We start from the raw sequence: 25,575 nt of genomic DNA on the forward strand, positions 1-25,575 counted from the left end.
CATTGTAAAATGAAGTGTAAGACCAAGACTATTTATAAAAATAGAATTGTCTTTATTATAATTTCTAATTCTAAAACTAAAGGCTGATTTTTTTAACTTTCGTTGTTTCTCAACACTACTCGTTACGTTACATGATCATTTTTTAAAGAACTTCTATCGCATCCGCTTCGCGCTTCTGCTTTTATGATGCCGGAAATAAATCCCTTATCTTACTTTTTCTGTTGCCCTTCGTTTCCGTTGGGACTGCAAAGGTAGGAATCTTTTTCAAACCTCCAAAATAAATGTGAAATTTATTTTTAACGGTCTTCCTTTCATTCCTGCGTTTAAATAACTTTAAACCCCTCTTTTTTCATGGCCTCGTCCTCAGATCCGACCGTTCCTCCCTTGCGGAGTGGTGCAAAGATAGGACAATAATCCTATCAGTTCCTAATATTTAATGACTTATTTATTTACATTTAACTTAACCTACTGTAACATTGAACGATAAAATCATCGGGACACGGCTCCTATCCCCCCGGGAACGTCCTAAATAAGAACCGGCACCTGTAGTATATTAGATATCTAATATACGGAACCACGAAAAACAGGCATCCTCAACTATCCCTTCGCCCCTATGATAACAAAGAAGGCAGGGGGATTCCAGGCTTTCCATATAACACTCCTATTTTAACAGAGGGTTGACAGAGAGAAAATAGGGCTTTACCTCTATGAACCCTCTACAAACCCTCTATTATACCCCTAGAAAATCTCTATAAAACTAGAATATGTATCGGTTCTACCATACAGTTGGTAGCTATAAAGAAGTACTTTGATTAAAATAGAGAAAAACTAAAATGTAGACAGTTTATTTTTTAGACTCCGATCCTCCATCCGATTTCACCTCGTCGTCAAAAAGAATGCGCACCGATGGAGTATACGTATCATCATTTTGCCCTGTTTTATTGGCCCAAAAAAAAGCGCCCAAAAAAATCAAAGCAATAAAAACACTACAACCGATTAAGAAAAAAATTATGGACATAATACCAAAGTTAAATAAGATTTCTCTTCTTCCCATACCACCTTGTCATTAAACTGGTAAAGGAAATAATTGTGACTGTACTTATAGGCATTAAGATCGCTGCGAATAAAGGAGACATCGTTCCTTGGACCGCAAAGCTCAATCCTATGATATTATAGAGTATAGAAATAACAAAGCTCATTTTAATAACTTTAACCGTATCTTTACTAAAGGCGAAGAAACTAGGAAGCTTTTCGAATGAAACACCATCTAGAATGGCATCGCAACCTGGTGAAAAATTATTGATATCATCAGATACCGCGATCCCAAGATCTGCTTTGCGTAAAGCACCTGCATCATTTAGACCGTCCCCCAGCATACACACCTGCTTCTCTTCCCCCTGCCAATCACTAATTTTTAGCAATTTATCATTTGGATTCTGATTAAACAACAGTTTAGCGTTTGACGGAAAGATCAACTGCAAAGCCTCTGCCCTACGTTCATTATCCCCAGATATTAAATGTAACCCATAACGATCTTTCAATCCGCCAATTACTTCTGTAAGTCCTTTCCTCCACGATTGCTCCATCGTAAAAAATCCCTTCACTACACTATTTATCTTTATATACACAACAGAACCTTCAGTATCGGAATGTCTCACACCTGTAAATAATGCACTGCCCACCATTACCTGAAAATCAGAATACCAGGCCGATTGTCCTTTTCCAACAAACTCCTCATACCCATTGATTGGCAGGATAGTACATGGTCCCAACCATTTGATTATTTCTCTACTTAGGGGATGATTCGAATTCCGACAGAGTGTATATACCAAATCTCTTTCCATCCTGGACAAGCTTCCTTCGAAATACATATTAGAGATGCTGGGAGAAGAAATTGTCCCCGTTTTATCAAACACAATCGTATCAATAGAAGCCATCTGTTCAATAGCAGAAGTATTTTTGATATACATTTTATTTTTATCAAATATGCTCAATGCGGCGCTTAAGGTGAAAGGCGAACTTAACGCCAACGCACAGGGACAAGCGATTATAAGCACAGCAGTAAATGATGCCCATGCCTTATCTGTGTCGTATCCGATTAACCAAAAAGCCGCAGCAAACACGGCTATTGAAATCAATCCTACCGTAAAATACTTGCTGATTACTCCAACAAAAGTTTCAAATTTTCTTTCATAGGATTTAAAACTCTCATTATTCCACAACTTTGTAAGATAGCTTTGAGAAACTGCTTTTACCACTTCCAACTCAATCGCTCCCCCCGTCTGGCGTCCCCCAGCATATACAACTTCACCTAAATTTTTTTTGACCGGATTGCTTTCTCCTGTAACGAAACTAAAATCAACCAACGCATCTCCTTTTAGTAGAATAGCATCTGCAGGAATGATCTCATTATTTCTTACCAAAATTCGTTCTCCAATCTTAATATCTCCAATTGGTGTGGGTTTCTCGCTACCTTCTGCCAAAACCGTAACCGCAACAGGAAAATATGATCTATAGTCCCGTTCGAAGGAAATATGATAATAGGTTCTTTCCTGCACCCATTTACCAATTAAAATAAAAAAGACTAAGCTACACATGGTATCGATGAAACCAGCCCCTGTTTGCGTTAAAATTTCAAATGCAGATCGAAAAAAAAGAACAAAAATTCCGAGAGCTAAAGGCACATCAAGATTCAATCTTTTCTGCTTTAAACTATACCAAGCTGATTTAAAGTAATCTGAAGCACTGTACAGCAGAACAGGAAAGCCAAATGCCAAGTTCATATAACCAAAGAAAGTGGCATATTCTCTTTCGAAGTCAGCCATTCCAAAGTACTCTGGAAAACTGATCATCATGGAGTTTCCAAAGCAAAAACCAGCGACAGTAATTTTACCAATTAAACCGGTTTGATTAACCTTCTTTCCTTCTTTTACAATATCCTGCAAGGTAATCTTTGGATCGTATCCGATACTATGAAGAAGCTGAACGACTTCCTTGAGCGAAATCTCTTGTTTACTAAATGTAATACTGGCTTGCTTTTTCATAAAATCTACCTTAGCTGATTTTATAGCAGTATTCAACTTAAACAAATTTTCAAGCAACCAAATACAGGAGCTACAATGAATAGCAGGCACATAGAATGTGATAATCGTGATATCATCGTCCTGATAATCGACTAATTTTGCTACAATATTAGGTTCATCGAGATAATTTAGATCTTCCTTATGACGATTTTGAGATTTACCAGGGTGTGTATTGTATTTGTAATAACTCTGTAGGTCATTTTCGTTCAAAATTTGATATACCGTTTGACAACCTAAACAACAGAACTGATGCTCATTCAAAATATAGGGAGTTTGCTCCACGACATCTCCACAGTGATAGCATTTGGTTTTAGTGATCAAACTGCTCTGCTCTGCCATAAAAAAATACGTCTAAATTGCTTGACTAAACAAATTATCTCTTTCTTTTGTTTTTTGCAACCTCTCATCAAAAGCCATACAGACATTTCTCAGAAAAGACTTGCCCAATTCGGTGATTTCGACTTTCGAATCCTCCACCAGTACCAATCCATCAATCATCAAAGGAACTAATCTTTTTTTGATTTTATCATCAATTTCAATATTTCCTTTTAGACACACTTTTCCTCTACACATCATATCTAATATATAACCCCGAATAATCAAATCTTCCTCATTAAGAAGATGACCTTTAAACACGGGTAATTCGTCCGCATTAATTTTAGCGTGATACTCTTCTACAGTTTTCACATTCTGCGCAAATGCGCTCCATGAATCGCTAATCGAAGAGACACCTAGACCAATCATTAAGGGAGTGTACCTATCCGCATATCCCATAAAATTACGATGTAAAGTTCCACTTTGAGAAGCTAAAAACAGAGCGTCATCTTTTTTCGCGAAATGATCCATACCCACATCCTCATACCCAGCGGCTTGAATCATATCTTTACCCTTCTTATATAGCTCAAGTTTTTCCTCTCCTTCTGGTAGATCATGCTCTGTAAACCTTCTTTGACCAGGCTTTATCCAAGGCACATGTGCATAACTATAAAAAGAAATTCGATCAGGCTGCATCTTCAATGAAATTTCAACAGTTTTCAAAACCGACGCTAAGGTCTGTAAAGGTAATCCGTAGATTAGGTCAAAATTAATTGATTCGTAACCAATAGCTCTTGCTATTTTCATCACCTGCTCCACATCCTCAACAGTCTGATGTCGATTTATTATCGCTTGAACACGCTCATCAAAATCCTGAATACCGAGACTTAACCGCTTGAATCCCAATCCATATAACGTATGCAGATGATCTGCTGTAGTGTTCGCCGGGTGAGCTTCAAATGAAAATGAAGCGTTTTCACTTTTCTCATTCCCGTGTAGAATTCCTTCGATCAATCTCTTCAGATTATCAGGGGTAAAGAAAGTCGGTGTACCTCCACCTAAATGAATTTCACTAATTGTCAACGCTCCTGCCCCCAACACCTTTCTATACATTTTCCATTCGCTCAATAACGAAGTAATATAAGGATCTTCGACATTATGGTTCTTCGTAATACGTGTATTACAACCACAATATGTACAAAGACTTTCGCAATAAGGCAAATGAATATAAATACTTATGCCTTGCTCTTTTGATTCTTCATAACGTTTCTTTACACGAAACTTCCAGTCCGACTCATTGAAGTCTTCATTCTGCCAAAATGGTACTGTCGGGTAACTCGTATAACGAGGAGCCGCTACGTTATATTTGGAAATTAACAAGTTTTTGCTATCTACACTCATAGTTGTTTATTAATATCGTTTTTGCTATCACAATTAAAAGAACAATAACAGGCATCGCCCAAACATGTTTTTTTGTCCCAATTATTAAGATTAACGATCGTCTGTACTGCAATATTTTCGGGAGATTTATCCTGAGAAGGTGTATTAGCCACGTGCAATTTGAGCACAGAAGCATAGGAGATATCGATATGATCTAAAGTCGTAGATCGAGTTATTATCTTCTTAACTCCTATTTCCCGTAATGCATCGAGCAGAGACCTGTCCAATAAATCCCGCTCAGAAACAATAACCACTTCTTTACCTTTTGCATAATGAATCGTATTTAAGTTAAGTCCATTTGAAATCAGGGTAAGATCATGTACTTTGGCATTCGCCTTTGCAAGTAGTTCTTTCTCGAACTCTATTATATTGTATGCAACAACTCTCATTGATTCATTCATGGTGTAACACCCCAAATCTAACAGTAGTTCTGCACTTTACGAGTGTAGCTCATCAAGCAAATAAATGATTTTTATCACTTATTATTTAAACGAACAGCGGCCATCTGTTCTGATGGCCGCTGTTTCTATCTTATTTTCTTTAGTCTTTTAATAGACAATATTCGAATCGCTGTTCTCTCTTTGACTATTATTCCTTCGTCTTTTAGTTCTGCGAGAATACGACTTACCGTTTCATTTGCTGTTCCGGCAAACGCGGCAAGATCCTCTCTGGAAATGCGCACGAGTACTTCGTCATCTTCTTCACTGTCCCTACTTTTCAATGCTATTTGAGTCAAAGCATTCGCCACCCGCTTTCTAACACTGTCATAAGCAAATCCCAACATTTGCTCCTCCTTCTCTTTAATATCTCCCGACAGCATTTTTATAAATTTATTTGCAATCCCAGGCTTACTATAGAGCAACTCAAAAAAACTATCCTTAGTAATCAAAGCCACCTCCGAATCCTCTAAAGAAGCTGTACTTTCAGTATAGTTTTCATTCATCAGAATAGATTCGTAACCAAAAAAATGACCATCACCATGAATACCAGTTGACAACTCTCTTCCGTCTTGATAGTTAAGAAAACTACGCACCTTACCTTTCACTACATAATACATAAAGACAGGAGAATCATCTGTTTCATAAATCAGCTGCTTCTTCTTGAACATTTTGACACGTGATTCGGCGACAAGGTGTTCCAATAAATAGTTTTGTTCATCCTCTTCCAGATCTAGGAATCGATTATTACTTGCTGCAACATTTAACAAACTTTCCTTTTTCTTGAGCCTGCTTTCAATCGCATTCAACAATTCAATATCATCAAAGGGCTTAACTATATAATCATCTGCTCCCATCTCCATCGCCTTGCGCATATCCACACGCTCCGACTTCGCTGTTATGAAAATGAAAGGTATATGCATTGTACTTTCCTGTTTACTTAGCATATAAAGCACACCATACCCATCCAGCTCGGGCATCATGATGTCACAAAGAATAAGATCTGGATGATATTTATTGGCTAGTTCGACACCGATCATACCATTCTCCGCTGTGACAATATCATACTCACCAGTGAGTTCCAAAATTTCCGCACTTCCTTCTCTAATCTCTAGATTGTCCTCGATGATTAAAATGGTTCGTTTCTTCATTTATTTTGCTTTAAGCTTAGCGTTTAAATACCATACGAAAAAGTGCCCCTTGATTTATGGCTGACCAATACTCAAGTTCTCCATCCATAAGGCTAATGTATCGTCTTACAATATTAAGTCCCAATCCTGTACCGGGGATATTACCTGTATTATGTGCTCTAAAAAAAGGCTCGAATAAATTCTTTTGATCCTCAACAGGAATACCTATTCCGTTATCTTTGACAACTATTGTACATTTGTCTTCTGTAATCTCCGTAGAAAACTCTATAAAAGTATCTTCACCAGAATATTTTATCGCATTGGATATCAGATTAATAATACTATTTTTAAGTAAATGGGCATCCAAATAAAATTCGGCCGTTGCTCCTGTATGCTGATAAACAATGTGTTGATTCTTTTTACAGATCAATTGCATTTCACCTGAAATCTCTTCACCTAGGTGTACCAGATTTATATTTTGCTTATTAACCGCAACAACACCTGCTTCTAGCTTCTCTAAAGATAGAAAATCATTAAGGATATTGTTGAGCAACTGTACCGACCCCTTGATACGATTCGTATGCTTTATCACAGCTTCAAAGTCCGGTCGTTCAATATACTTATCAATCAACGATGCGGAAAGCTGTACCGAACTCAAAGGAGTTCTAAACTCGTGTGATGCCATTGATACAAAGCGGGATTTAAGTTGATTTAATTCTTTTTCCTTTTCTAAAGAATTACTTACGTCCGCTTTAGCCTTTTCTAATTCAGACACCAAAGATATTAGATCCTTGGTACGATGCCTAACGACCTCCTCCAATTCTAATGTGTGCTTCAAGAGCTCGTCTTCTGCCTTCTTCTCCTTAGTTAAGTCGTGAATAAATCCAGTAAAAATACTTTTGTCCTTATAAAAAACTTCACTCACAGCTAGTCGAAACGGGAAAGTAGTACCATCTTTCTTCTTCCCTCGTACTTCTCTACCTATTCCGATTATTTTCTTTCTTCCTGTTTCTTTGTAATTGGAAATATAACTATCATGACTACTCCGATCTGGCTCTGGCATCAGCATAGATATATTATTTCCTATTACCTCTTCTGCGTCATATCCAAATAAAGTAAGAGCTGCTGGATTGATCGTTTCGACAATACCTTTATTATCGATAGTTATAATTCCATCTATCGCCGTCTCTATTATTGCTTCTAATAACCGTGCGGATTCGAGACTCATCTATTTGACCAATTTTTTGTAACGGATACGTTTGGGAGCTACATCTCCTAATCTCTTTTTACGATTCTCTTCATATTCCGAATAGTTTCCTTCATAGAAATAGACTTCTGAATCTCCTTCAAAAGCTAAAATATGAGTACAAATTCTATCTAAAAACCACCTATCGTGTGAGATAACAACAGCACAGCCTCCAAAGTTTTCCAGCCCCTCTTCTAATGCGCGTAGTGTATTCACGTCGATATCATTTGTTGGCTCATCTAATAACAGTACGTTCGATGCCTTTTTCAAGGTAATAGCAAGGTGAACCCGATTGCGTTCTCCTCCTGACAATACACCGACTTTCTTCTGCTGATCGGCACCGTTAAAATTAAATTTTGAAACGTAGGCTCTAGAATTTGTAGAACGATTGCCCAACATAATGTTATCATTACCTTCTGTAATATTTTCCCATACAGACTTTTCAGGATCTAGGTCATTATGCATCTGATCGACATAGCCCAAAACCACGGTCTCACCAACTTTGAATGTCCCTGTATCCGGAGTTTCTTGTCCTGTAATTAAACGAAACAACGTTGTCTTCCCTGCACCGTTTGGACCGATGATACCGACAATACCAGCCGGAGGCAGTGAAAAACTCAGATTTTCGAATAAAATGCGATCTCCATAAGCTTTGGATATATTATCAGCCTCTATCACGACATTCCCAAGGCGAGGCCCAGGAGGGATAAACAACTCTAGTTTCTCTTCTCTTTCCTTTGTTTCTTCAGAAGCTAATTTGTCGTAGTTATGCAGACGCGCTTTGGATTTAGCATGTCTCGCTTTCGGAGCCATCCGCACCCATTCTAACTCCCTTTCTAATGTCTTTTGACGTTTTGTCTCTTGTTTCTCTTCTTGTGCTAAACGCTTAGATTTTTGATCTAACCAAGAAGAATAGTTTCCTTTCCATGGAATTCCTTCCCCGCGATCAAGTTCCAAAATCCATCCTGCAACATTGTCCAAGAAGTACCTATCGTGTGTGACCGCAATGACCGTACCTTTATAATGCTGTAGGTGTTGTTCCAACCAATCTATAGATTCTGCATCCAAGTGGTTGGTCGGTTCATCCAGCAATAATACATCTGGTTCTTGTAGTAATAGTCGACAAAGAGCAACCCTACGTCGCTCTCCCCCTGACAAATTGGCAATTTTGGAATCTGGCTCTGGACAGCGAAGTGCATCCATAGCACGCTCTAGTTTAGAATCCAGTTCCCAAGCGTTAGTAGCATCTATTTTGTCCTGTAACTCGCCCTGTCTAGCCAGTAATTTATCCATTTCATCTGGATTCTCATACACTTCAGGCAAACCAAAACGCTCATTAATCTCTTCATATTCTTTCAGAATCGCTGCAGTCTCTGCAACTCCTTCTTCTACAATCTCCTTTACGGTCTTCTCCAAGTCCAATTCTGGCTCTTGTGCCAAATAACCAACCGAATACCCTGGGGAAAAGACAACCTCTCCTTGGAAGGACTTATCTAAACCAGCAATAATTTTTAAAAGAGATGATTTACCTGATCCATTGAGACCTATAACACCGATTTTGGCACCATAGAAAAATGATAGGTATATATTTTTTAAAACCTGCTTTTGGGGTGGGTAAATTTTATTTACACCAGCCATTGAAAAAATTATTTTTTCGTCTGACATATCTTTTTAGACCTAAACTTTTATATTTTTAACTATATGCTCCAAAGATACCAAATTCGCGACGAATTGTGAAACACTGTAGCTATACTAAAGATCAAAACGTTATATATCAATGAACGAAACCTGCCATTTTGACTTTATCACCCTATGGCTTGATTGTTGATAATTTATAGAAAATAATAGGTTGGGATTTACATTTATTTCATACATTTATAAAAGTCCTAACTTAGTTTAAAAGAAAGAAAGGTAATTACATGGAAGCAAAATTCTCACCAAGAGTCAAAGATGTGATATCTTATAGCCGAGAAGAAGCATTACGTCTTCGTCATGACTATATAGGCACAGAGCATCTCCTACTTGGACTTATTCGAGAAGGTGATGGGGTGGCGATAAAAATCCTTAGAAATCTATTAGTAGACACGGCCTCAATCCGTCAGTCTATTGAGGATGCTGTAAAAGGTTCATCGGTATCCAGAGCACCGGTAGGATCGGTCCCGCTGACAAAACAAGCGGAAAAGGTATTGAAGATTACATATCTTGAAGCAAAAATTTTCAAAAGTGATATTATCGGTACGGAACATCTACTGTTGGCTATATTGCGGGACGAAGACAACATCGCCTCACAAATCTTACAACAGTTTAATGTAACGTACGATTTATTCAAAAATGAAGTAGAACAGAATAAAGCGACAATTACGGATGAGGCACCAGGCTCGTCTACACCTGATGACGATTACGCAGAAGAGGAAAATTTTTCGGCACCGAAAAAAGTCTCCGACATTAAATCCAAGACTCCAGTTCTTGACAATTTTGGTAGGGACTTGACTCGTGCTGCTGAAGAAGGCAAACTCGATCCTATCGTCGGCCGTGAAAAAGAAATCGAACGTGTATCTCAAATACTATCTCGCCGTAAGAAAAATAATCCAATTCTTATCGGTGAACCAGGCGTTGGTAAATCCGCAATAGCAGAAGGCCTTGCGCTTCGTATAGTACAGCGTAAAGTTTCACGTGTATTGTTTAATAAACGTGTTGTTACACTAGATCTAGCTTCTCTTGTCGCTGGTACCAAATACAGAGGGCAGTTCGAAGAACGCATGAAAGCAGTCATGAATGAGCTTGAGAAATCTCCCGATGTAATTCTATTCATCGATGAGATCCATACTATTGTTGGAGCAGGTGGGGCATCAGGCTCATTGGATGCCTCGAACATGTTCAAGCCGGCATTAGCCCGTGGTGAGATTCAATGTATTGGAGCAACAACACTGGATGAATACCGACAGTTCATCGAAAAAGATGGGGCGCTCGATAGACGATTCCAAAAGGTGATGATCGAGCCAGCTTCTCACGACGAGACTATTGAGATCCTCAACAGAATAAAAGACAAATATGAAGAACATCATAACGTCAATTATACTCCTGAGGCAATTGAAGCTTGTGTCACGTTAACAACCCGATATATTACGGATCGTTTTCTACCGGATAAGGCTATTGATGCTCTAGATGAAGCGGGATCCCGCGTACATCTAACCAATATACATGTCCCTCAATCTATCATCGATATTGAAGAGAAAATTGAAGAGATTAAGGTAGAAAAAAACAAAGTTGTCCGTTCTCAAAAGTATGAAGAGGCAGCAAAACTCCGGGATACAGAGAAGAAATTATTAGAAGAACTGGATAAAGAGAAGGCGGCATGGGAAGCTGAAACCAAAAGCAAACGCTACACGGTTACAGAAGATAATGTTGCAGAAGTTGTTTCTATGATGACGGGTATCCCTGTACAACGCGTAAGTCAAACCGACAGTCAAAAATTACTGAACATGGGTGAGTCCATGAAAGGACGAATCATAGGTCAGGATGATGCTGTTCATAAATTGGTAAAAGCCATACAACGAACACGCGCTGGATTAAAAGACCCGAAAAAACCTATTGGTTCCTTTATCTTTTTGGGACCTACTGGTGTAGGTAAGACTGAACTTGCTAAAGAATTAGCTCGGTTTATGTTTGACTCTGAGGACTCCTTGATTCAGGTTGACATGAGTGAGTACATGGAAAAATTTGCTGTATCTAGACTAGTTGGAGCGCCTCCAGGATATGTAGGTTATGAAGAAGGAGGGCAACTCACTGAAAAAGTCCGTCGTAAACCTTATTCTGTGGTGTTATTAGATGAAATAGAGAAGGCACATCCAGATGTATTCAATCTTCTGCTCCAAGTCCTTGATGAAGGTCAGCTAACCGATAGTCTGGGCAGGAAAGTTGATTTTAGAAATACGATCATCATCATGACTTCTAATATCGGGGTGCGTCAACTGAAAGAATTTGGGCAAGGCGTTGGATTTACGACTGCTGCGAAAGAAAATCAAGCGGATTCGCATTCGAGAGGTGTGATAGAGACGGCTTTAAAACGTGCATTTGCTCCTGAATTTTTAAACCGTATCGATGATGTGATTGTTTTCAATTCGTTAACCAAAGAGAATATTTTCAAAATTATCGATATTGAATTGAGATCGCTCTTTGGTCGTATCGAAGCACTGGGACACTCTATTGACCTAACGGATAAAGCTAAAGAGTTTATTGCCGAAAAGGGCTATGATACAAACTTTGGTGCACGTCCTTTGAAACGTGCGATACAGAAGTATCTTGAAGATCCGATTGCCGAAGAAATCCTCAAAGGAGAACTAAAAGCAAATGCAGTCATTATGGTTGATCTAGACGAAGAGAAAAAAGAAATCGTCGTTAAAGGAGGCAACTCTGGTGATAGTTCTGTCGCGTCAGATGTAAGCGAAGAAAATGAAAAATAAACGTAAAGTTTAAATAAAAAAAAACCTGACCAAATGGTCAGGTTTTTTTTTATTGATTATGGTAACTTATCGAAATCTATCACAGGAACTTCTCCTTTTTTAATAGCATCAAATTTACTACCTGGACTTACAATGTTATTAAAAAAACCACCATTCTGAAGATAAAACCCATCTTTTGTAACACCTCCAGTTGCATCTATGCGTTGCTTTTGCGTATATGTATTATCTACTGTAAACCGAGCTCTTTCTATAGGTTTCCATGCATTATCAGCATAGTACCATTGGTTTTTATAAACTACTTTTCTTCCCAAATACCCTTGATTAGGGTCAAAGTTTTCTAGGAAACTATGAAACCTCTTCAAGTGACTATCTGTCTGTGGCCGCTTAAAGCTAGCTATAAGCTTCCAATCATTTACTTCGGGAGCAAAAAACCAAGCTGTAAAATCTGTATTCCCACTTCCATCGGGGCTACCCTTCAATAAAAACCGATAGGTATTTCCAGCTTTCCAATTGTACTTAAGATAGCTCTGTCCTCCGGAACCTTCATTTCCAAATTCGCCGGTATGCACCGCAACGCCCTTTTTTAACAATCTTATCTTATGGTCTTCTGGTATGGATTTCGGATCATCCGTTTCGAATGGACTCCATACAGAAAATAAAACACGTCTTTCTGAAGCAGAATTTACTTGAATACCGAAATATCCCTGAGCAAACCCAACAGCCATAAAATAGGATCCAATTTTATCTTCACCTACAGGAATCTGCATTTCATTATAATAATAGCGTACTGTTTCATTCTCCGGCACCTCATACCCCATATGACAAGAAGGCCCTCTCCTACTCCAATAATAGAAACTGGGATCATCTGAAAAAATTAGTCCTTCCTCAACAGCAGATCCGGAGACAATAATATGGCTAACCTCTGCCTCACCTTCCATTCCTTTTAGGTCGAGATGATGGTATCCTGGCTCTTTGATCTTAAAAGTACCTAAATCAATATCTGTGAATCCATCTTTATCTATAACAGCCTGTCTTTTATTTTTCAAAAACACAATTTCTAATTTGGCTATTGAGGGACCTGCTTTTCGTCCACGTAGCTTTATTTGAAGATCTCCCTTTCCAAGCACTTTAAAATATGTATTGGTATTTCGGGAATCGCTTGCGGCGATAAATGCGGTTTCTCTTCCGATTCTTGACTTCCCGTGATTTCCCCCTATCTGAAAAGCGTTCCCAGCTAATGATACTTCATAAGATTTTGTAGATTGCGCCCATACATCGACACAGAAACTACACAAAAGAAAAGTAAGAAGGTAAAAAATAGACTTTGTGTTCTTCATCTTTAAATATTAACTAAATTAGAATATGCGAATTTATTAATTAGTATTCCTCCTTAAAAGTATCGTAATCAAAGGATACTAGAAAAGATGCGAAAACAATCAAACGTTTGTCAAACAGGAATGTTACGATAAATTAAAAAAGGCGGGCCTCCCAATATCGAAAGCCCGCCTTTAATCTCCTATTCTTCTTCAGATCAAAACCCCACCGATTTAAGGTTTAATCCTGTCCTCTCACTTAATCCAAACATAAGGTTCATATTCTGAACAGCTTGACCAGACGCACCTTTTAACAAATTATCCGTAGCATTTAAAACAAGCAGCTTATCGCCATGTTTCTCCAGATAAAGAATACTTTTATTCGTATTCACTACCTGCTTGAGATCGATATTGACACGTGAAACAACGGTAAATGGATGATCCTGATAATAATCTTCATAATAGGTGTACGCCTCTTCCTCCGTCAAATCTGAATCGACATAAATACTGGAAAAGATACCACGCGGGAAAGCTCCGCGTAACGGAACAAAGTTGATACGTTTTGCAGCTCGATCCATTAATGGACAATCCGAATCTTCTAAAAATCCATTTTGCAGCTGGTTCAATGATTCAGAAATTTCTTGCAGATGTTGATGCTCAAAAGACTTGTAGGCTGAAAGATTGCCTGACCTCCAGGAAAAGTGCGAAGTAGCCCCTGGTTTCTGCCCTGCTCCCGTAGATCCAGTAGTCGCCGTGACATGTACCTGTCCTGGTAATAAATTATGGGCAGCCAGAGGTAAGAGCGCGAGTTGGATATTAGTTGCAAAACATCCCGGATTGGCCAAATATTGAGCAGATTTTATGGTATCACGATTTAATTCAGGCAGCCCATAGATAAATTTTTGTCCTTGATACATTGAGTTAGATTTAAGACGATAGTCTTGTGACAAATCAATTATCTTGACTCTAGGGGACACCGTATTTGCTTCTAGAAACTTACGTGCATCTCCATGACCTACACACAAGAATAATACGTCTATTTCTGAATGAAAATCTGTAGTAAAGTATAACTCTGTATCACCCAAAAGGTCATTGTGTACCTCATATATTTTCTTGCCAGCATTTGATCCACTATTTGCAAATACAATATCTACATGGGGATGATAGATAAGAATCCGCAACAACTCTCCTCCTGTATAACCTGCAGATCCGACAATGCCTACTTTAATCTTTTCCATAAAATATGTTCTCTTATCTTAAAAAAATGGGCACTACGTACAAAACGCGGCACCCATTTTCATTTATCAATACAATCTAGTGATTGTCGATTAACCTTTTTGGTTTACTTTGTGCCAAATAATAGTTTGATTTCCGAATATTTTTGAGAACCCTTTTACGTCATCCCCTGTATAGCCTTCATTCATCTCACCATAACTACCGAATTCATTGTTCATCAAATCATGTGCAGATTCAATACCAACGATTACAAATCGATACGGATGTAATTCCACAATAACTCGTCCGGTAACCGTGCTCTGTGAAGATGATAAAAATGCTTCTATATCACGCATTACCGGATCATGCATTTGTCCCTCATGCATCCAGTTTCCATAAAAACCGGAAATTTGATCTTTCCAAGCGAGTTGCCACTTCGTTAATGTATGTTTTTCCAAGGTATGGTGAGCCTTAACCAAAATAATAGGTCCAGCTGCTTCAAAACCAACCCGTCCCTTGATCCCGATAATAGTATCACCAACGTGGATATCCCGTCCAATGCCGTAAGGCTGTGCCAGATCCTGCAATTGTTGTATAACCGCGACTGGTCCGATTTTGTTACCATTCAACGCAACAGGCTCACCTTTCTCAAAGTCAATTGTGACTGTTTGAGGGCTGGTAGAGGTCGCTGCAGTCGGCCAAGCAGATTCTGGCAGGTATTGATTGGATGTTAAGGTCTCTGCACCTCCTACCGAGGTTCCCCAAAGTCCTTTATTAATTGAATACTTTGCTTTCTCTGCGCTATAAGGGAAACCATGATTACCAAGGTACTCTATCTCCGCCTCACGTGATAATTTCAAATCTCTAATCGGCGTAATTATTTCTACGCCTGGGATCAATGTGTTAAAGATCATATCAAAACGAACCTGATCATTTCCAGCCCCCGTAGATCCATGTGCTACGCACTCTGCGCCGATCTTCTTCGCATAATTAGCTATCGCTGTAGCTTGACAAACGCGCTCTGCTGATACAGAAAGAGGATATGTTGCATTTTTCAGTACGTTCCCAAAAATAAGGTATTTAATAGTGTCGCGATAATAGTCCTGTGTCTCATCAATCGTCGTATGCGATTTTACACCAAGCTCGTACGCTCGCGCTTCGATATGCTTTATTTCATCTTCTGAGAAGCCACCTGTATTAACGACCACAGAGTGAACTTCCATACCTAAATCCTTAGAAAGATAAATACAGCAAAACGATGTATCTAAACCTCCACTGAATGCTAAAACTACTTTTTTCATCGAATAAATATTTGTGAGTGCTTATTTTAAAATTGTATAAATGCAATTTCTACACTCGTTTTGTGTTTAAGAGGGTATCAAATCAAAATCCTTTTACTGGCCTACTGCCCAAAGGAAATAACATGCCTAACATTTTCCGCGTCGATTTCCACAATTTTGCTTCAATACGCTTCAGTAAAGATTGCTTCTTTGAAATGCGATCTAAACGTTCCTTTGCTTCGGCTTTACGTTGTATTTTTTCTTTCAATTCCTTTTCTTTTTCAACAGGATCCCAAAGCATAGCTGTACACATACAGTTCTTACGATCTTTACTCATCAATATATCGTAATTTATACAACTTTGGCAGCCTTTCCAAAATTCTTCGTCTTGCGTTAATTCGGAATACGTTACGGGCTCATACCCTAGATCAGAATTAATCTTCATCACTGCAAGTCCAGTTGTCAATCCGAATATTTTCGAATTCGGATACTTCTCCCTAGAAAGTTCGAATACACGCTTTTTTATTGCCTTTGCTAATCCCACTTTCCGAAAAATAGGATTCACGATTAACCCGGAGTTAGCTACATAATCTCCATGCCCCCAAGTCTCAATATAACAAAACCCGGCCCAAGTACCATCCTTATGCAAAGCGATAACAGCCTTTCCTTCATTCATTTTCATAGCCACGTATTCGGGCTTACGGCGGGCAATACCTGTGCCCCGAGCCTTCGCTGACTCAAACATTTCGTCACAGATCTGCTCGGCATACCTCACATGGTCTGCCGTGGCTGGGATAATTAAAAAATCTGAAATTGTCATCTTAAGATGTCGACCTAAAAATTAATACACTAAACGTGCGCTAAAAGTAATAACCAAGGATTAAGAAATTCATCGAGCCAGATGAATTTACCATTAATGAGAATTTTCCTGCCTCTTGTATCAAGCTCGAGGCAGAATAGGTCGTCGGAATCGGAGAATTGGACAGTTTAAGATAATACGTCCAGTCATAACCATAACAACAAACTTTTTAAAAGTTTGCTCCATGTTATTTATATGCCTTTTTTTATTATACATTTAAACTCTTCTATTTACTTCTTATATCTGACAGTGCAAAAGTAAAGAATTATTTTTTTCTTTTATGTAAGAAGATTACAGTTTTTTTTTGAAAAACATCACTTTTAATTTCAATGACACAAAAACTATCAATAAGACTGCAAAATCCTTGAAATGTTTAAAAAACAAAATAAAAAAATAAAAAAACTAGATTTTAGGATTCTATTTGGCTTCTCTTTTCAAATAGCTTATTTTTGCAGCTGAACATATTAATTAGCTATGGTAGGCCCGAGTATCATTTTTTACATTTTATTTGCTGTTCCTTATGTTTTTGTGATGTATTGGCTGGTCAAACAAGATAAACGCAAATACGCATGGGGACTCGCTATAGTGACCTTAATTGCAATTTTAGGTATTTATGTATCACAGAAAGCCAGTAAAAATGCAATCGAAAATTATAGACAACATCAAATTGATGCTAGAGAACAAGAGTCTGAAAATGCAACAGATTCTTTAAAGAATAGAAAATAACAACTACTTTTCGATAAACTAGAACAGGAGTGCCGGATAAAATATCCCGCACTCCTGTTTTTATTATTCTAAATTATTTCTTTTCGGCGATAATCGAAATATCCAGCACAAAATGGTCTTCAATAGCCTTATCCCCTAAACTTGTGAATATGGATCCAGAATTATACTGTATTCCATATTGGGTCCGATCCACTTTTACGCCAGATGCTTTTGCTTCTACCCTATTTTTATGGGTTAAAATCGTTGCCGGAAATGTTATGGCTTTTGTAATACCCTTGATCGTCATATTTCCAGTAATCATAGATTTACCATTTTCTGATTTAACATTCGTAATCACAAATTTAGCCGTAGGATATTTCTCTACATCAAAAAAATCTTCATTTTTCAAATGACTGATCAATCGACTTGAAGCGGTAGAAGAGGCTATTGTATTCGTACTCAAAACAAACTCCCCAGCAGTGAGTCTTTCTCCTTCGAGAATCATCTTACCACTTTGTAGAGATATCGTACCTTCAGTATTTCCTCCTACAATCTTCTTACCCGCCCACTTTACCGAGGATTGTCCTACATTTACAACAAATTCATTCTTCTTTTGCGCTTGTACGGACAGACTAAACGCAACAAATAACAACATTAAAATATTAGCTTTCATTTTTTTTATTTATCTAATTCATCATTTATTAATACCTTCCAATTTTAAGATAAACGCATATTCAAGCGCCTGGTCTTTTAAGTAATCGAATCGTCCTGAAGCGCCTCCATGTCCAAAATCCATATCAGTCTTCAGTAAAATTACATTATTTCCTGTATGAGCTGTACGCAAACGAGCGACCCATTTTGCGGGCTCAAAATACTGCACTTGACTATCATGTAGTCCCGTAGTCACCAATAAATTAGGATAAGCCTTGGCTTCAACATTTTCATACGGCGAATAAGACTTCATATACGCGTAGGCATCTTTATTATTGGGATTTCCCCATTCGTCATACTCATTAGTTGTCAATGGGATCGTCTCATCCAGCATTGTGGTAACAACATCGACAAAAGGCACCGCTGCAATCACACCGTTCCATAGATCCGGGGCCATATTAATAACAGCTCCCATCAATAAACCACCGGCACTTCCCCCTTCGGCATACAAATGTCCCTTACTGGTGTACTTTTGCTTAATTAAATACCTTCCACACTCAATAAAGTCTGTAAAAGTATTTTTCTTCTTCATCAGTTTACCGTCTTCATACCATTGTCTTCCCATTTCCTCTCCTCCTCGAATATGGGCTATAGCATAAATAAACCCTCGATCGAGAAGAGACAACCTTGTACTACTGAAAGTAGGGTCCATAGAAGCGCCGTAAGATCCATAAGCATACAAATAGAGTGGAGCTGTTCCATCTTTCTTTGTCCCCTTTTTGTACACCAGTGATATCGGTACAAGTACACCATCCGCAGCTGGCGCAAAGGACCGTTCGGTAACATAGTCCTCTACATTATACCCTCCTAAGACCTCCTGCTGTTTCAAAAGCACTCTTTCCTTGGTATACATGTTATAATCGAAGGTCGATAAAGGCGTCACCAAAGATGTGTATCCATAACGTACAATATCACTGCTATACTCGGCGTTGATACTGGGATAAACAGTATAAGCTGCCTCACCAAAATCTAACGGATGTTCTTTATTCGTTTTCAGATCCCGTATCGTTAGGTTTGTAAGTCCGTTTTTACGTGTCGAAATCACCAAAAAGTTCTTGAATTCGTCCAAACCTTCAATAAGCACGTCGGGCCTATGTGGTATATATTCTACCCAGTTTTCCTTTGTCGTCTTATCCAATGGGCAGGATACGACTTTAAAATTTTGTGCATCAGCATTGGTCGTTACCAAGAACCGATCTTCCAATGCCGTCACCGCGTATAAAACATCTTTTTGTCTCGCCTGAAACACGCGAAAAACACCAGTAGGTTCATCTGCCGACAAATACCTGACTTCGGTACTCAAAGTTCCTTGGGATTGTATAAATATATATCTCCCATTTTTTGATTTACTAACCTCAATATAATTTGTGTTATCTCTCTCGTGATATACTTCAACATCCAGCTCACTGCTGGTACCCAATGTATGCCGTTTGATCTTTTCAGACAAAAGCGTTAAAGGGTGAATCTTTGTATAAAACACGGTTTTATTATCTGCAGCCCACACCGCACTACCTGTTGTATTTGAAATCCTATCTGTAAGCAACTCTCCCGTTTCCAGGTTTTTGATATGAATAACATATTCTCTCCTCGAGACGGTATCTACTCCATAAGCGAGAAACTTGTTATCAGGGCTTACAGCAAATCCAGATACCGCATAATAGGGCATCCCTTTGGCCATATCATCAACATCCAATAAAACTTCTTCTTTACCGTCCAGTCCGCCTTTTTTTCTACAGATTTTATAGTACTGTTTGCCCTCTTCTGTACGTCGGTAATAATAATAACCATTCTCTAAGTAAGGTACAGACTCATCTTTCTCCTTAATTCTGGACTTCATTTCGTTGAATAGCTTCTCTTGTAGAGGTTCTGTACTTTTCAACATGGCGGCGGTATAATCGTTCTCTTGTTCTAGATACTTAATCACCGCTGATGAATCTGCTCCTTTTTTAAAATAGTCATTCAACCAGTAATAATTGTCAATAACGGTGTCTCCATGCACAATTCTGGTATAAGGTTTTATTGTCGCTACAGGAGCTTGAACATCGGGCCAAGTCACGGTATCAACGGTATCTGATTGTGGTGCACAAGATGCTGTTGCCATACTTAATATCATTATGTAATTACTTATTTTTCTCACCATAGATCTAAGTTATAATTGACGAATAGAATTTAAAAATACAAAAACTCTGCAATTATTAAGTTACAATACTTATTTTACATAGATTTAACTATTTTGGCATACCTCCTAGCATTATATTTGCAATTGAAACAAAAAACAAACTATGCATAAGACAAAATTATTCATTGCCCTATTGGGTATTAGTATACTTCCTTATTCTGGATTCTCTCAGGACAAGAAGGATAAAGCCCCCGCAAACTGGTACAATCTAGACTACAAGACTGACGGCATTTTTGGTATCAGTACTGAAAAAGCTTATGAACTATTAAAAGGACAAAAATCTACACCAGTGGTGGTTGCTGTAATCGATGGAGGAGTAGATGTAAACCATGAAGATCTTAAGGAAGTATTATGGATCAATAAAAAGGACGCCAATACAAATGGAAAAGACGATGATGGAAATGGTTATATCGATGACAAATACGGCTGGAATTTTATAGGAAATGCGAATGGCGAGAATGTGAATTATGACAACCTAGAAGTCACTCGTCTAATCCGTAAATTTGAACCTAAGTACATATCGATCCTTCCGAGCACACGTCTTTCTGAAGCTGAAAGAAGAGAGTTTGTTGCTTACCAAAAAATGATATCGGATTATACCAGTAAAATGGACGAAGCTCAATTTGGTGATTTAAATTATGGACGTCTTAAACAAAGTATCGACAAAGTCATTGCTAAAATTGGAAAAGAACCTAAGGATATCACAAAGGAAGATCTAGATAACTTCAAGACAGAAAACGACCAGCAAAAGCTAGCTATCCGTATTGCTAAGAAAGAGGTCGAAGGTGATGGTTTCGAAAAATTCTATAAGGATATTGAAGAAGCTACAGATTACTTTGGTTCACAAGTAAAATATCATCTAAACAAAGACTATGATTCAAGATCGATTATTGGCGACAACTACGATGATGCAACGGAGCGCCATTATGGTAATCCAGATGTAAAAGGCCCCGATGCAGAACACGGTACGCACGTAGCAGGAATTATTGGTGCCAAAAGAAACAATAATATTGGCATTAATGGGGTAGCCGATAATGTAGAAATCATGTCTATCCGCGTTGTACCTAATGGGGATGAAAGAGATAAGGATGTGGCAAATGGGATCCGCTATGCGGTAGACAATGGTGCAAGGATCATAAACATGAGTTTTGGAAAGGGGTACTATTACAATAAGAAAACAGTCGATGATGCTGTCCGTTATGCTATGGAAAAAGACGTACTATTGGTGCATGCCGCTGGAAACGACGGAAAAAACATCGATATCACGCCAAACTACCCAAACAAATACTATACAGATAGTCTCAACGCTATAACTGGAGAAGCGAAAGGATGGATTACTGTCGGTGCTACCTCATGGAAAATGGATAGTGATCTCTTAGCAGACTTTTCAAACTACGGTTATAAATCCGTGGACGTATTTGCGCCTGGTGTAGCTATAAACTCTACAATGCCAGAGAACCAGTACAAAGATCAACAAGGTACAAGCATGGCTGCTCCGGTAGTCTCTGGACTCGCCGCTATCCTTCGCTCCTACTACCCCCAATTAAGTGCTGAAGAGATAAAAGATGTAATTCTCAAATCTGTGACGAAGGTGGATCAGAAAGTAAAAGTAAAACAAGATGGATCTAGCAAAAAAGTATACCTAGACGAAATCTCTGTAAGTGGGGGAATAGTAAATGCATATAATGCTGTTGTAGAAGCAAATAAGAAAGTTTCTGGCAAAAAGTAAAAAAATGTTAAATTTTCTATAATAATAATTCTTATTTTGCGTTTTACTACTAAACAACAATAAATAAGACGCTTATGGTTGAAAATTCTACTACAATTTATGAAGAAGCTTACAACAGTGATTTAAAAGAAGTGGTAACTGAAACAGAAGTAAAATTCGAGACGAAGATCAGAAATGGCATTCAAAGTCTAGCAAAAGAACCTTCTCAAAGTGTCATAGACAACATTCTAGCCTACTCAAAAACGTTTGTAAGCAAGTAAACAACAAAGTCTCTAAAAGTTTAGAGACTTTGTTGTTTTAAGAGTATCCGGCAAAATGAGTATCTTTGTTTATGTTAAAAAAAGACCGGTATAAAGCCTTTGTAGAATATTTTTCGACGCATAATCCAGATGCTCAAACGGAACTCCATTATGGAAATCCATATGAACTTTTGGTAGCCGTTATTTTATCTGCGCAATGCACGGATAAAAGAATCAATCAGGTTACGCCAGCCCTTTTCAAACGCTTCCCTGACCCAGAATCTCTAGCCGCTAGCAATCAGGATGAGGTATTTACTTATATTAGATCTGTAAGCTACCCAAACAACAAAGCGAAACACTTAGTAGGTATGGCTCAGAAATTGTTGGGTGATTTTAACGGCATTGTCCCTGAAAAGGTGGAAGATCTAGTAAAGCTCCCTGGAGTAGGCCGCAAGACTGCCAATGTAATATCATCTGTTGTCTACAACAATCCTTCTATGGCAGTCGACACCCACGTGTTTAGAGTCAGCAACAGACTGGGATTAACAAGCAATGCTACAACTCCCTTGGCTGTAGAGAAACAATTAGTCAAATATCTCCCTCAAGAAACGATAGCCATAGCACACCACTGGCTGATCCTTCATGGTCGATATATTTGTCTTGCTAGGACACCAAAATGCGACCAATGTCCTATCACATATTTCTGCAAATATTTTGAAAAAACAAAAAAGGCAAAACCTATTGCTAAGGTCGCCAGCGCATAAAATATCAACACGAACCATAACAGACTAATTATTTTAGTAAAAAAATTGTATTTTTAAATTAAAGCTTATATATTTGACACAACAATACTAAAAACATGAGTAACGCAGACAAACTAAAAGCACTACAGCTGACCTTAGATAAGTTAGAAAAATCTTACGGAAAAGGTACTATCATGAAATTAGGTGATTCAGCAGTTGAACCTATTGAGGCTATTTCTACAGGTTCATTGGGGCTAGATATCGCATTAGGTATTGGTGGAGTTCCTAAAGGTCGTATTATCGAGATATATGGACCTGAATCTTCCGGAAAAACAACCTTGGCCACACATATTGTAGCAGAAGCCCAAAAAAAAGGAGGAATAGCAGCAATAATTGATGCGGAGCATGCATTTGATAAATACTATGCTCAAAAGCTAGGCGTTGATGTAGAGAATCTTTTAATATCTCAACCTGACAACGGCGAACAAGCTCTAGAAATTGCAGACAACCTTATCCGTTCGGGAGCTATAGATGTAATAGTGATTGACTCTGTAGCAGCTTTAGTACCTAAAGGAGAAATAGAAGGTGAAATGGGAGAATCCAAAATGGGACTTCAAGCTCGCCTCATGTCACAAGCATTACGTAAATTAACAGGTACTATCTCCAAAACAAACTGTTGCTGTATTTTCATTAACCAATTACGCGAAAAAATTGGTGTGATGTTTGGTAACCCCGAGACAACAACAGGTGGTAATGCACTCAAATTCTATGCATCAGTACGTTTAGACATTCGTCGTACATCTCAAATCAAAGATTCCGACGAAGTATCTGGAAACCGGGTAAAAGTAAAAATTGTCAAGAATAAAGTCGCCCCTCCTTTCCGTATAGCAGAATTTGACATTATGTTTGGAGAAGGAATTTCAAAAGTAGGAGAAATTATTGACTTAGGTGTCGAATATAACATCATAAAAAAATCGGGTTCTTGGTTTAGCTATGGCGATACTAAATTAGGTCAAGGCCGTGATGCTGTTAAGAATCTCCTGTTTGATAATCCAGATTTAATGGATGAACTTGAAGGAAAAATAAGAGCCGAAGTAACGGGTGAAACTGTTGATCAATCAGCTTTATTGGAAGAATAACAATATTTAATTTAATATGTATCGAAAGGGAGCTTTTATCAGAAGCTCCCTTTTTTTGTTATGCAAACTGCAACAACGCTATTACTTCTATAAATATATTTCTATTTTATGTACTTTAGCTAGCAACAACCTTTACTTATTATGGCAATTGATAGAAGATTTTTCCTAAAAACTGTAGGAGCTATTGGTCTTAGCACAACTATTAAGACGACTTCTGCGTATACAGAAAATCAACAAAAGAATGATTTTTCATTATCCTGTCCTCCCTATCTTCAAAACTTTGATTCCGAAAATGTCACAATCTGTGCATTTTTTAACAAACCTTGCTTGGCCTGGGTCGAGCTCTTGGATGATAATGGCAATTCTTATAGCTCCATTTATCAGACAGAAGATGGAATGCGCAACGCAAATACAGACTTCTTTAAATTTAAAGTCCCTCATTTAGACAAAGATTTCAAATATCGTATAGTCGCAAAAGAGATTATCAAATTTGACCCTTATAAAATTGAATATGGCAAAGAGATCGGGACGCAAGCGATAACAACCAAACTACCTTTCGCAAAAGAAGACGTTCACGTACTCATATTAAACGACATCCATGAGGATGTAAAAAGTTATAAATTACTTTTTGATCGAAGCACTTTACCAAGAAAGGACGCCATCTTATTAAATGGAGACCTATTCCATTATGTCACTCAATCCCAAGAACTAGTTAGTAAACTATTTCAACCTATGAATGACCTTTCTTCATCGCAGACCCCCTTTGTAATGATCAGAGGCAATCACGAAACAAGAGGCTCATTCGCAAGGGATTATAAAAGATATTTCGATTACCCAAACAACAAGTTTTACCAGGCATTCTTATTGGGACCTATCTTTTGGATCCTCTTAGACGGAGGAGAAGATAAACCAGACAATCATGAGGTATATGCGAACACCGTTGATTATGACACATATAGACTCGAACAGAAAGAATGGTTAGCTAAAGTTCTAACATCAAAAGAAAGAAAAAAAGCCAAACATACTCTGGTCCTAAATCATATTCCATTCTTCCATTCCGATGATTGGCATGGTACACTACATAATAGAGAATGTTTTCATGATCTCTTGCAGAAACATAAAGTGGATGCATTGATTTCCGGCCACACACATAAATTTGGATTTTACCCTGCGAATACCGATCACAATTATCCAGTTATTATAGGTGGTGGCCCAAAACAAGGTCAACGTACGCTTATTGAAGTATCCGCATCAGGAAAAAAACTAGATGTGAAATTAAAGAAGGAAACTGGAGAACTCATTAATAGCTTCTCAAAAGCTTAAAGTGATGATTAAAAAAAAGGCACAAT

The 25,575-nt window shown here is 38.1% G+C and carries 19 protein-coding genes; 6 read left to right on the top strand and 13 right to left on the bottom strand.

Annotated elements, in window-relative coordinates; genetic code table 11:
* Positions 1-844: 844 nt before the first annotated feature.
* The 7 genes from ccoS to ettA all read right to left on the bottom strand — a co-directional run bounded on the left by ccoS (position 845) and on the right by ettA (position 9,316).
* The gene (gene ccoS / locus B5X76_RS16870; RefSeq protein ID WP_079645093.1) at positions 845-1,018 is read right to left on the bottom strand and encodes a cbb3-type cytochrome oxidase assembly protein CcoS; all 174 of its coding nucleotides are present in this window, start codon (positions 1,016-1,018) and stop codon (positions 845-847) included.
* Positions 1,019-1,028: 10 nt separating this feature from the next.
* The gene (locus B5X76_RS16875) at positions 1,029-3,422 is read right to left on the bottom strand and encodes a heavy metal translocating P-type ATPase (RefSeq protein WP_079644940.1); all 2,394 of its coding nucleotides are present in this window, start codon (positions 3,420-3,422) and stop codon (positions 1,029-1,031) included.
* Between the two features lie 12 nt (positions 3,423-3,434).
* Positions 3,435-4,799, bottom strand: coding sequence for an oxygen-independent coproporphyrinogen III oxidase (hemN, locus tag B5X76_RS16880; RefSeq protein WP_079644942.1), 1,365 nt, complete (start codon positions 4,797-4,799; stop codon positions 3,435-3,437).
* Positions 4,796-5,239, bottom strand: coding sequence for a Rossmann-fold NAD(P)-binding domain-containing protein (locus B5X76_RS16885; RefSeq protein ID WP_245801078.1), 444 nt, complete (start codon positions 5,237-5,239; stop codon positions 4,796-4,798). The genes hemN and B5X76_RS16885 overlap by 4 nt, the downstream gene beginning before the upstream one ends.
* A 125-nt stretch (positions 5,240-5,364) precedes the next feature.
* On the bottom strand, positions 5,365-6,426 hold the full coding sequence (locus B5X76_RS16890; RefSeq protein ID WP_079644946.1) for a response regulator: 1,062 nt from the start codon (positions 6,424-6,426) through the stop codon (positions 5,365-5,367).
* 16 nt (positions 6,427-6,442) lie between these two features.
* A complete protein-coding gene (locus B5X76_RS16895; protein ID WP_079644948.1) occupies positions 6,443-7,633 on the bottom strand; it encodes a PAS domain-containing sensor histidine kinase in 1,191 nt (396 codons plus the stop codon).
* The gene (gene ettA, locus B5X76_RS16900; RefSeq protein WP_079644950.1) at positions 7,634-9,316 is read right to left on the bottom strand and encodes an energy-dependent translational throttle protein EttA; all 1,683 of its coding nucleotides are present in this window, start codon (positions 9,314-9,316) and stop codon (positions 7,634-7,636) included.
* Positions 9,317-9,570: 254 nt separating this feature from the next.
* Between ettA and B5X76_RS16905 the strand changes: the two genes are divergently transcribed.
* Positions 9,571-12,114, top strand: a complete 2,544-nt coding sequence (locus tag B5X76_RS16905; RefSeq protein ID WP_079644951.1) for an ATP-dependent Clp protease ATP-binding subunit — start codon at positions 9,571-9,573, stop codon at positions 12,112-12,114.
* Positions 12,115-12,170: 56 nt separating this feature from the next.
* Here the strand turns inward: B5X76_RS16905 and B5X76_RS16910 are convergent, their stop codons facing one another.
* From B5X76_RS16910 to B5X76_RS16925, 4 genes are all read right to left on the bottom strand, one after another.
* Positions 12,171-13,451 carry a DUF3472 domain-containing protein gene (locus B5X76_RS16910; RefSeq protein ID WP_079644953.1) on the bottom strand — a complete coding sequence of 427 codons (1,281 nt, stop codon included), beginning with the start codon at positions 13,449-13,451 and terminating at the stop codon, positions 12,171-12,173.
* Between the two features lie 194 nt (positions 13,452-13,645).
* On the bottom strand, positions 13,646-14,665 hold the full coding sequence (gene argC, locus B5X76_RS16915; RefSeq protein ID WP_079644955.1) for an N-acetyl-gamma-glutamyl-phosphate reductase: 1,020 nt from the start codon (positions 14,663-14,665) through the stop codon (positions 13,646-13,648).
* A 90-nt stretch (positions 14,666-14,755) separates the two neighbouring features.
* Positions 14,756-15,943, bottom strand: a complete 1,188-nt coding sequence (argG, locus tag B5X76_RS16920) for an argininosuccinate synthase (protein WP_079644956.1) — start codon at positions 15,941-15,943, stop codon at positions 14,756-14,758.
* 82 nt (positions 15,944-16,025) lie between these two features.
* Entirely contained in the window at positions 16,026-16,742 is a 717-nt protein-coding gene (locus tag B5X76_RS16925) for an N-acetyltransferase (protein WP_079644958.1), read from the bottom strand.
* Positions 16,743-17,255: 513 nt separating this feature from the next.
* Here B5X76_RS16925 and B5X76_RS16930 point away from each other — a divergent pair.
* Positions 17,256-17,507, top strand: a complete 252-nt coding sequence (locus B5X76_RS16930) for a hypothetical protein (RefSeq protein ID WP_079644960.1) — start codon at positions 17,256-17,258, stop codon at positions 17,505-17,507.
* 73 nt (positions 17,508-17,580) lie between these two features.
* Here B5X76_RS16930 and B5X76_RS16935 read toward each other — a convergent pair whose 3' ends face one another.
* Positions 17,581-18,159: a YceI family protein gene (locus B5X76_RS16935; RefSeq protein ID WP_079644961.1), complete on the bottom strand. Its 579-nt coding sequence runs from the start codon at positions 18,157-18,159 to the stop codon at positions 17,581-17,583.
* 21 nt (positions 18,160-18,180) lie between these two features.
* The gene (locus tag B5X76_RS16940; protein WP_245801079.1) at positions 18,181-20,298 is read right to left on the bottom strand and encodes a S9 family peptidase; all 2,118 of its coding nucleotides are present in this window, start codon (positions 20,296-20,298) and stop codon (positions 18,181-18,183) included.
* 181 nt (positions 20,299-20,479) lie between these two features.
* Here B5X76_RS16940 and B5X76_RS16945 point away from each other — a divergent pair, with 181 nt between their 5' ends.
* The 4 genes from B5X76_RS16945 to B5X76_RS16965 all read left to right on the top strand — a co-directional run bounded on the left by B5X76_RS16945 (position 20,480) and on the right by B5X76_RS16965 (position 25,549).
* Positions 20,480-22,105, top strand: a complete 1,626-nt coding sequence (locus B5X76_RS16945; protein WP_079644964.1) for a S8 family peptidase — start codon at positions 20,480-20,482, stop codon at positions 22,103-22,105.
* A 331-nt stretch (positions 22,106-22,436) separates the two neighbouring features.
* Positions 22,437-23,108: an endonuclease III gene (nth, locus tag B5X76_RS16955; RefSeq protein ID WP_079644968.1), complete on the top strand. Its 672-nt coding sequence runs from the start codon at positions 22,437-22,439 to the stop codon at positions 23,106-23,108.
* 95 nt (positions 23,109-23,203) lie between these two features.
* Entirely contained in the window at positions 23,204-24,226 is a 1,023-nt protein-coding gene (gene recA, locus B5X76_RS16960) for a recombinase RecA (RefSeq protein ID WP_079644970.1), read from the top strand.
* 141 nt (positions 24,227-24,367) lie between these two features.
* Positions 24,368-25,549, top strand: coding sequence for a metallophosphoesterase family protein (locus B5X76_RS16965; RefSeq protein ID WP_079644971.1), 1,182 nt, complete (start codon positions 24,368-24,370; stop codon positions 25,547-25,549).
* The last annotated feature ends 26 nt before the right edge of the window (positions 25,550-25,575 follow it).

This window comes from Sphingobacterium nematocida (assembly GCF_900168125.1).
Classification (GTDB): Bacteria; Bacteroidota; Bacteroidia; order Sphingobacteriales; family Sphingobacteriaceae; genus Sphingobacterium; species Sphingobacterium nematocida.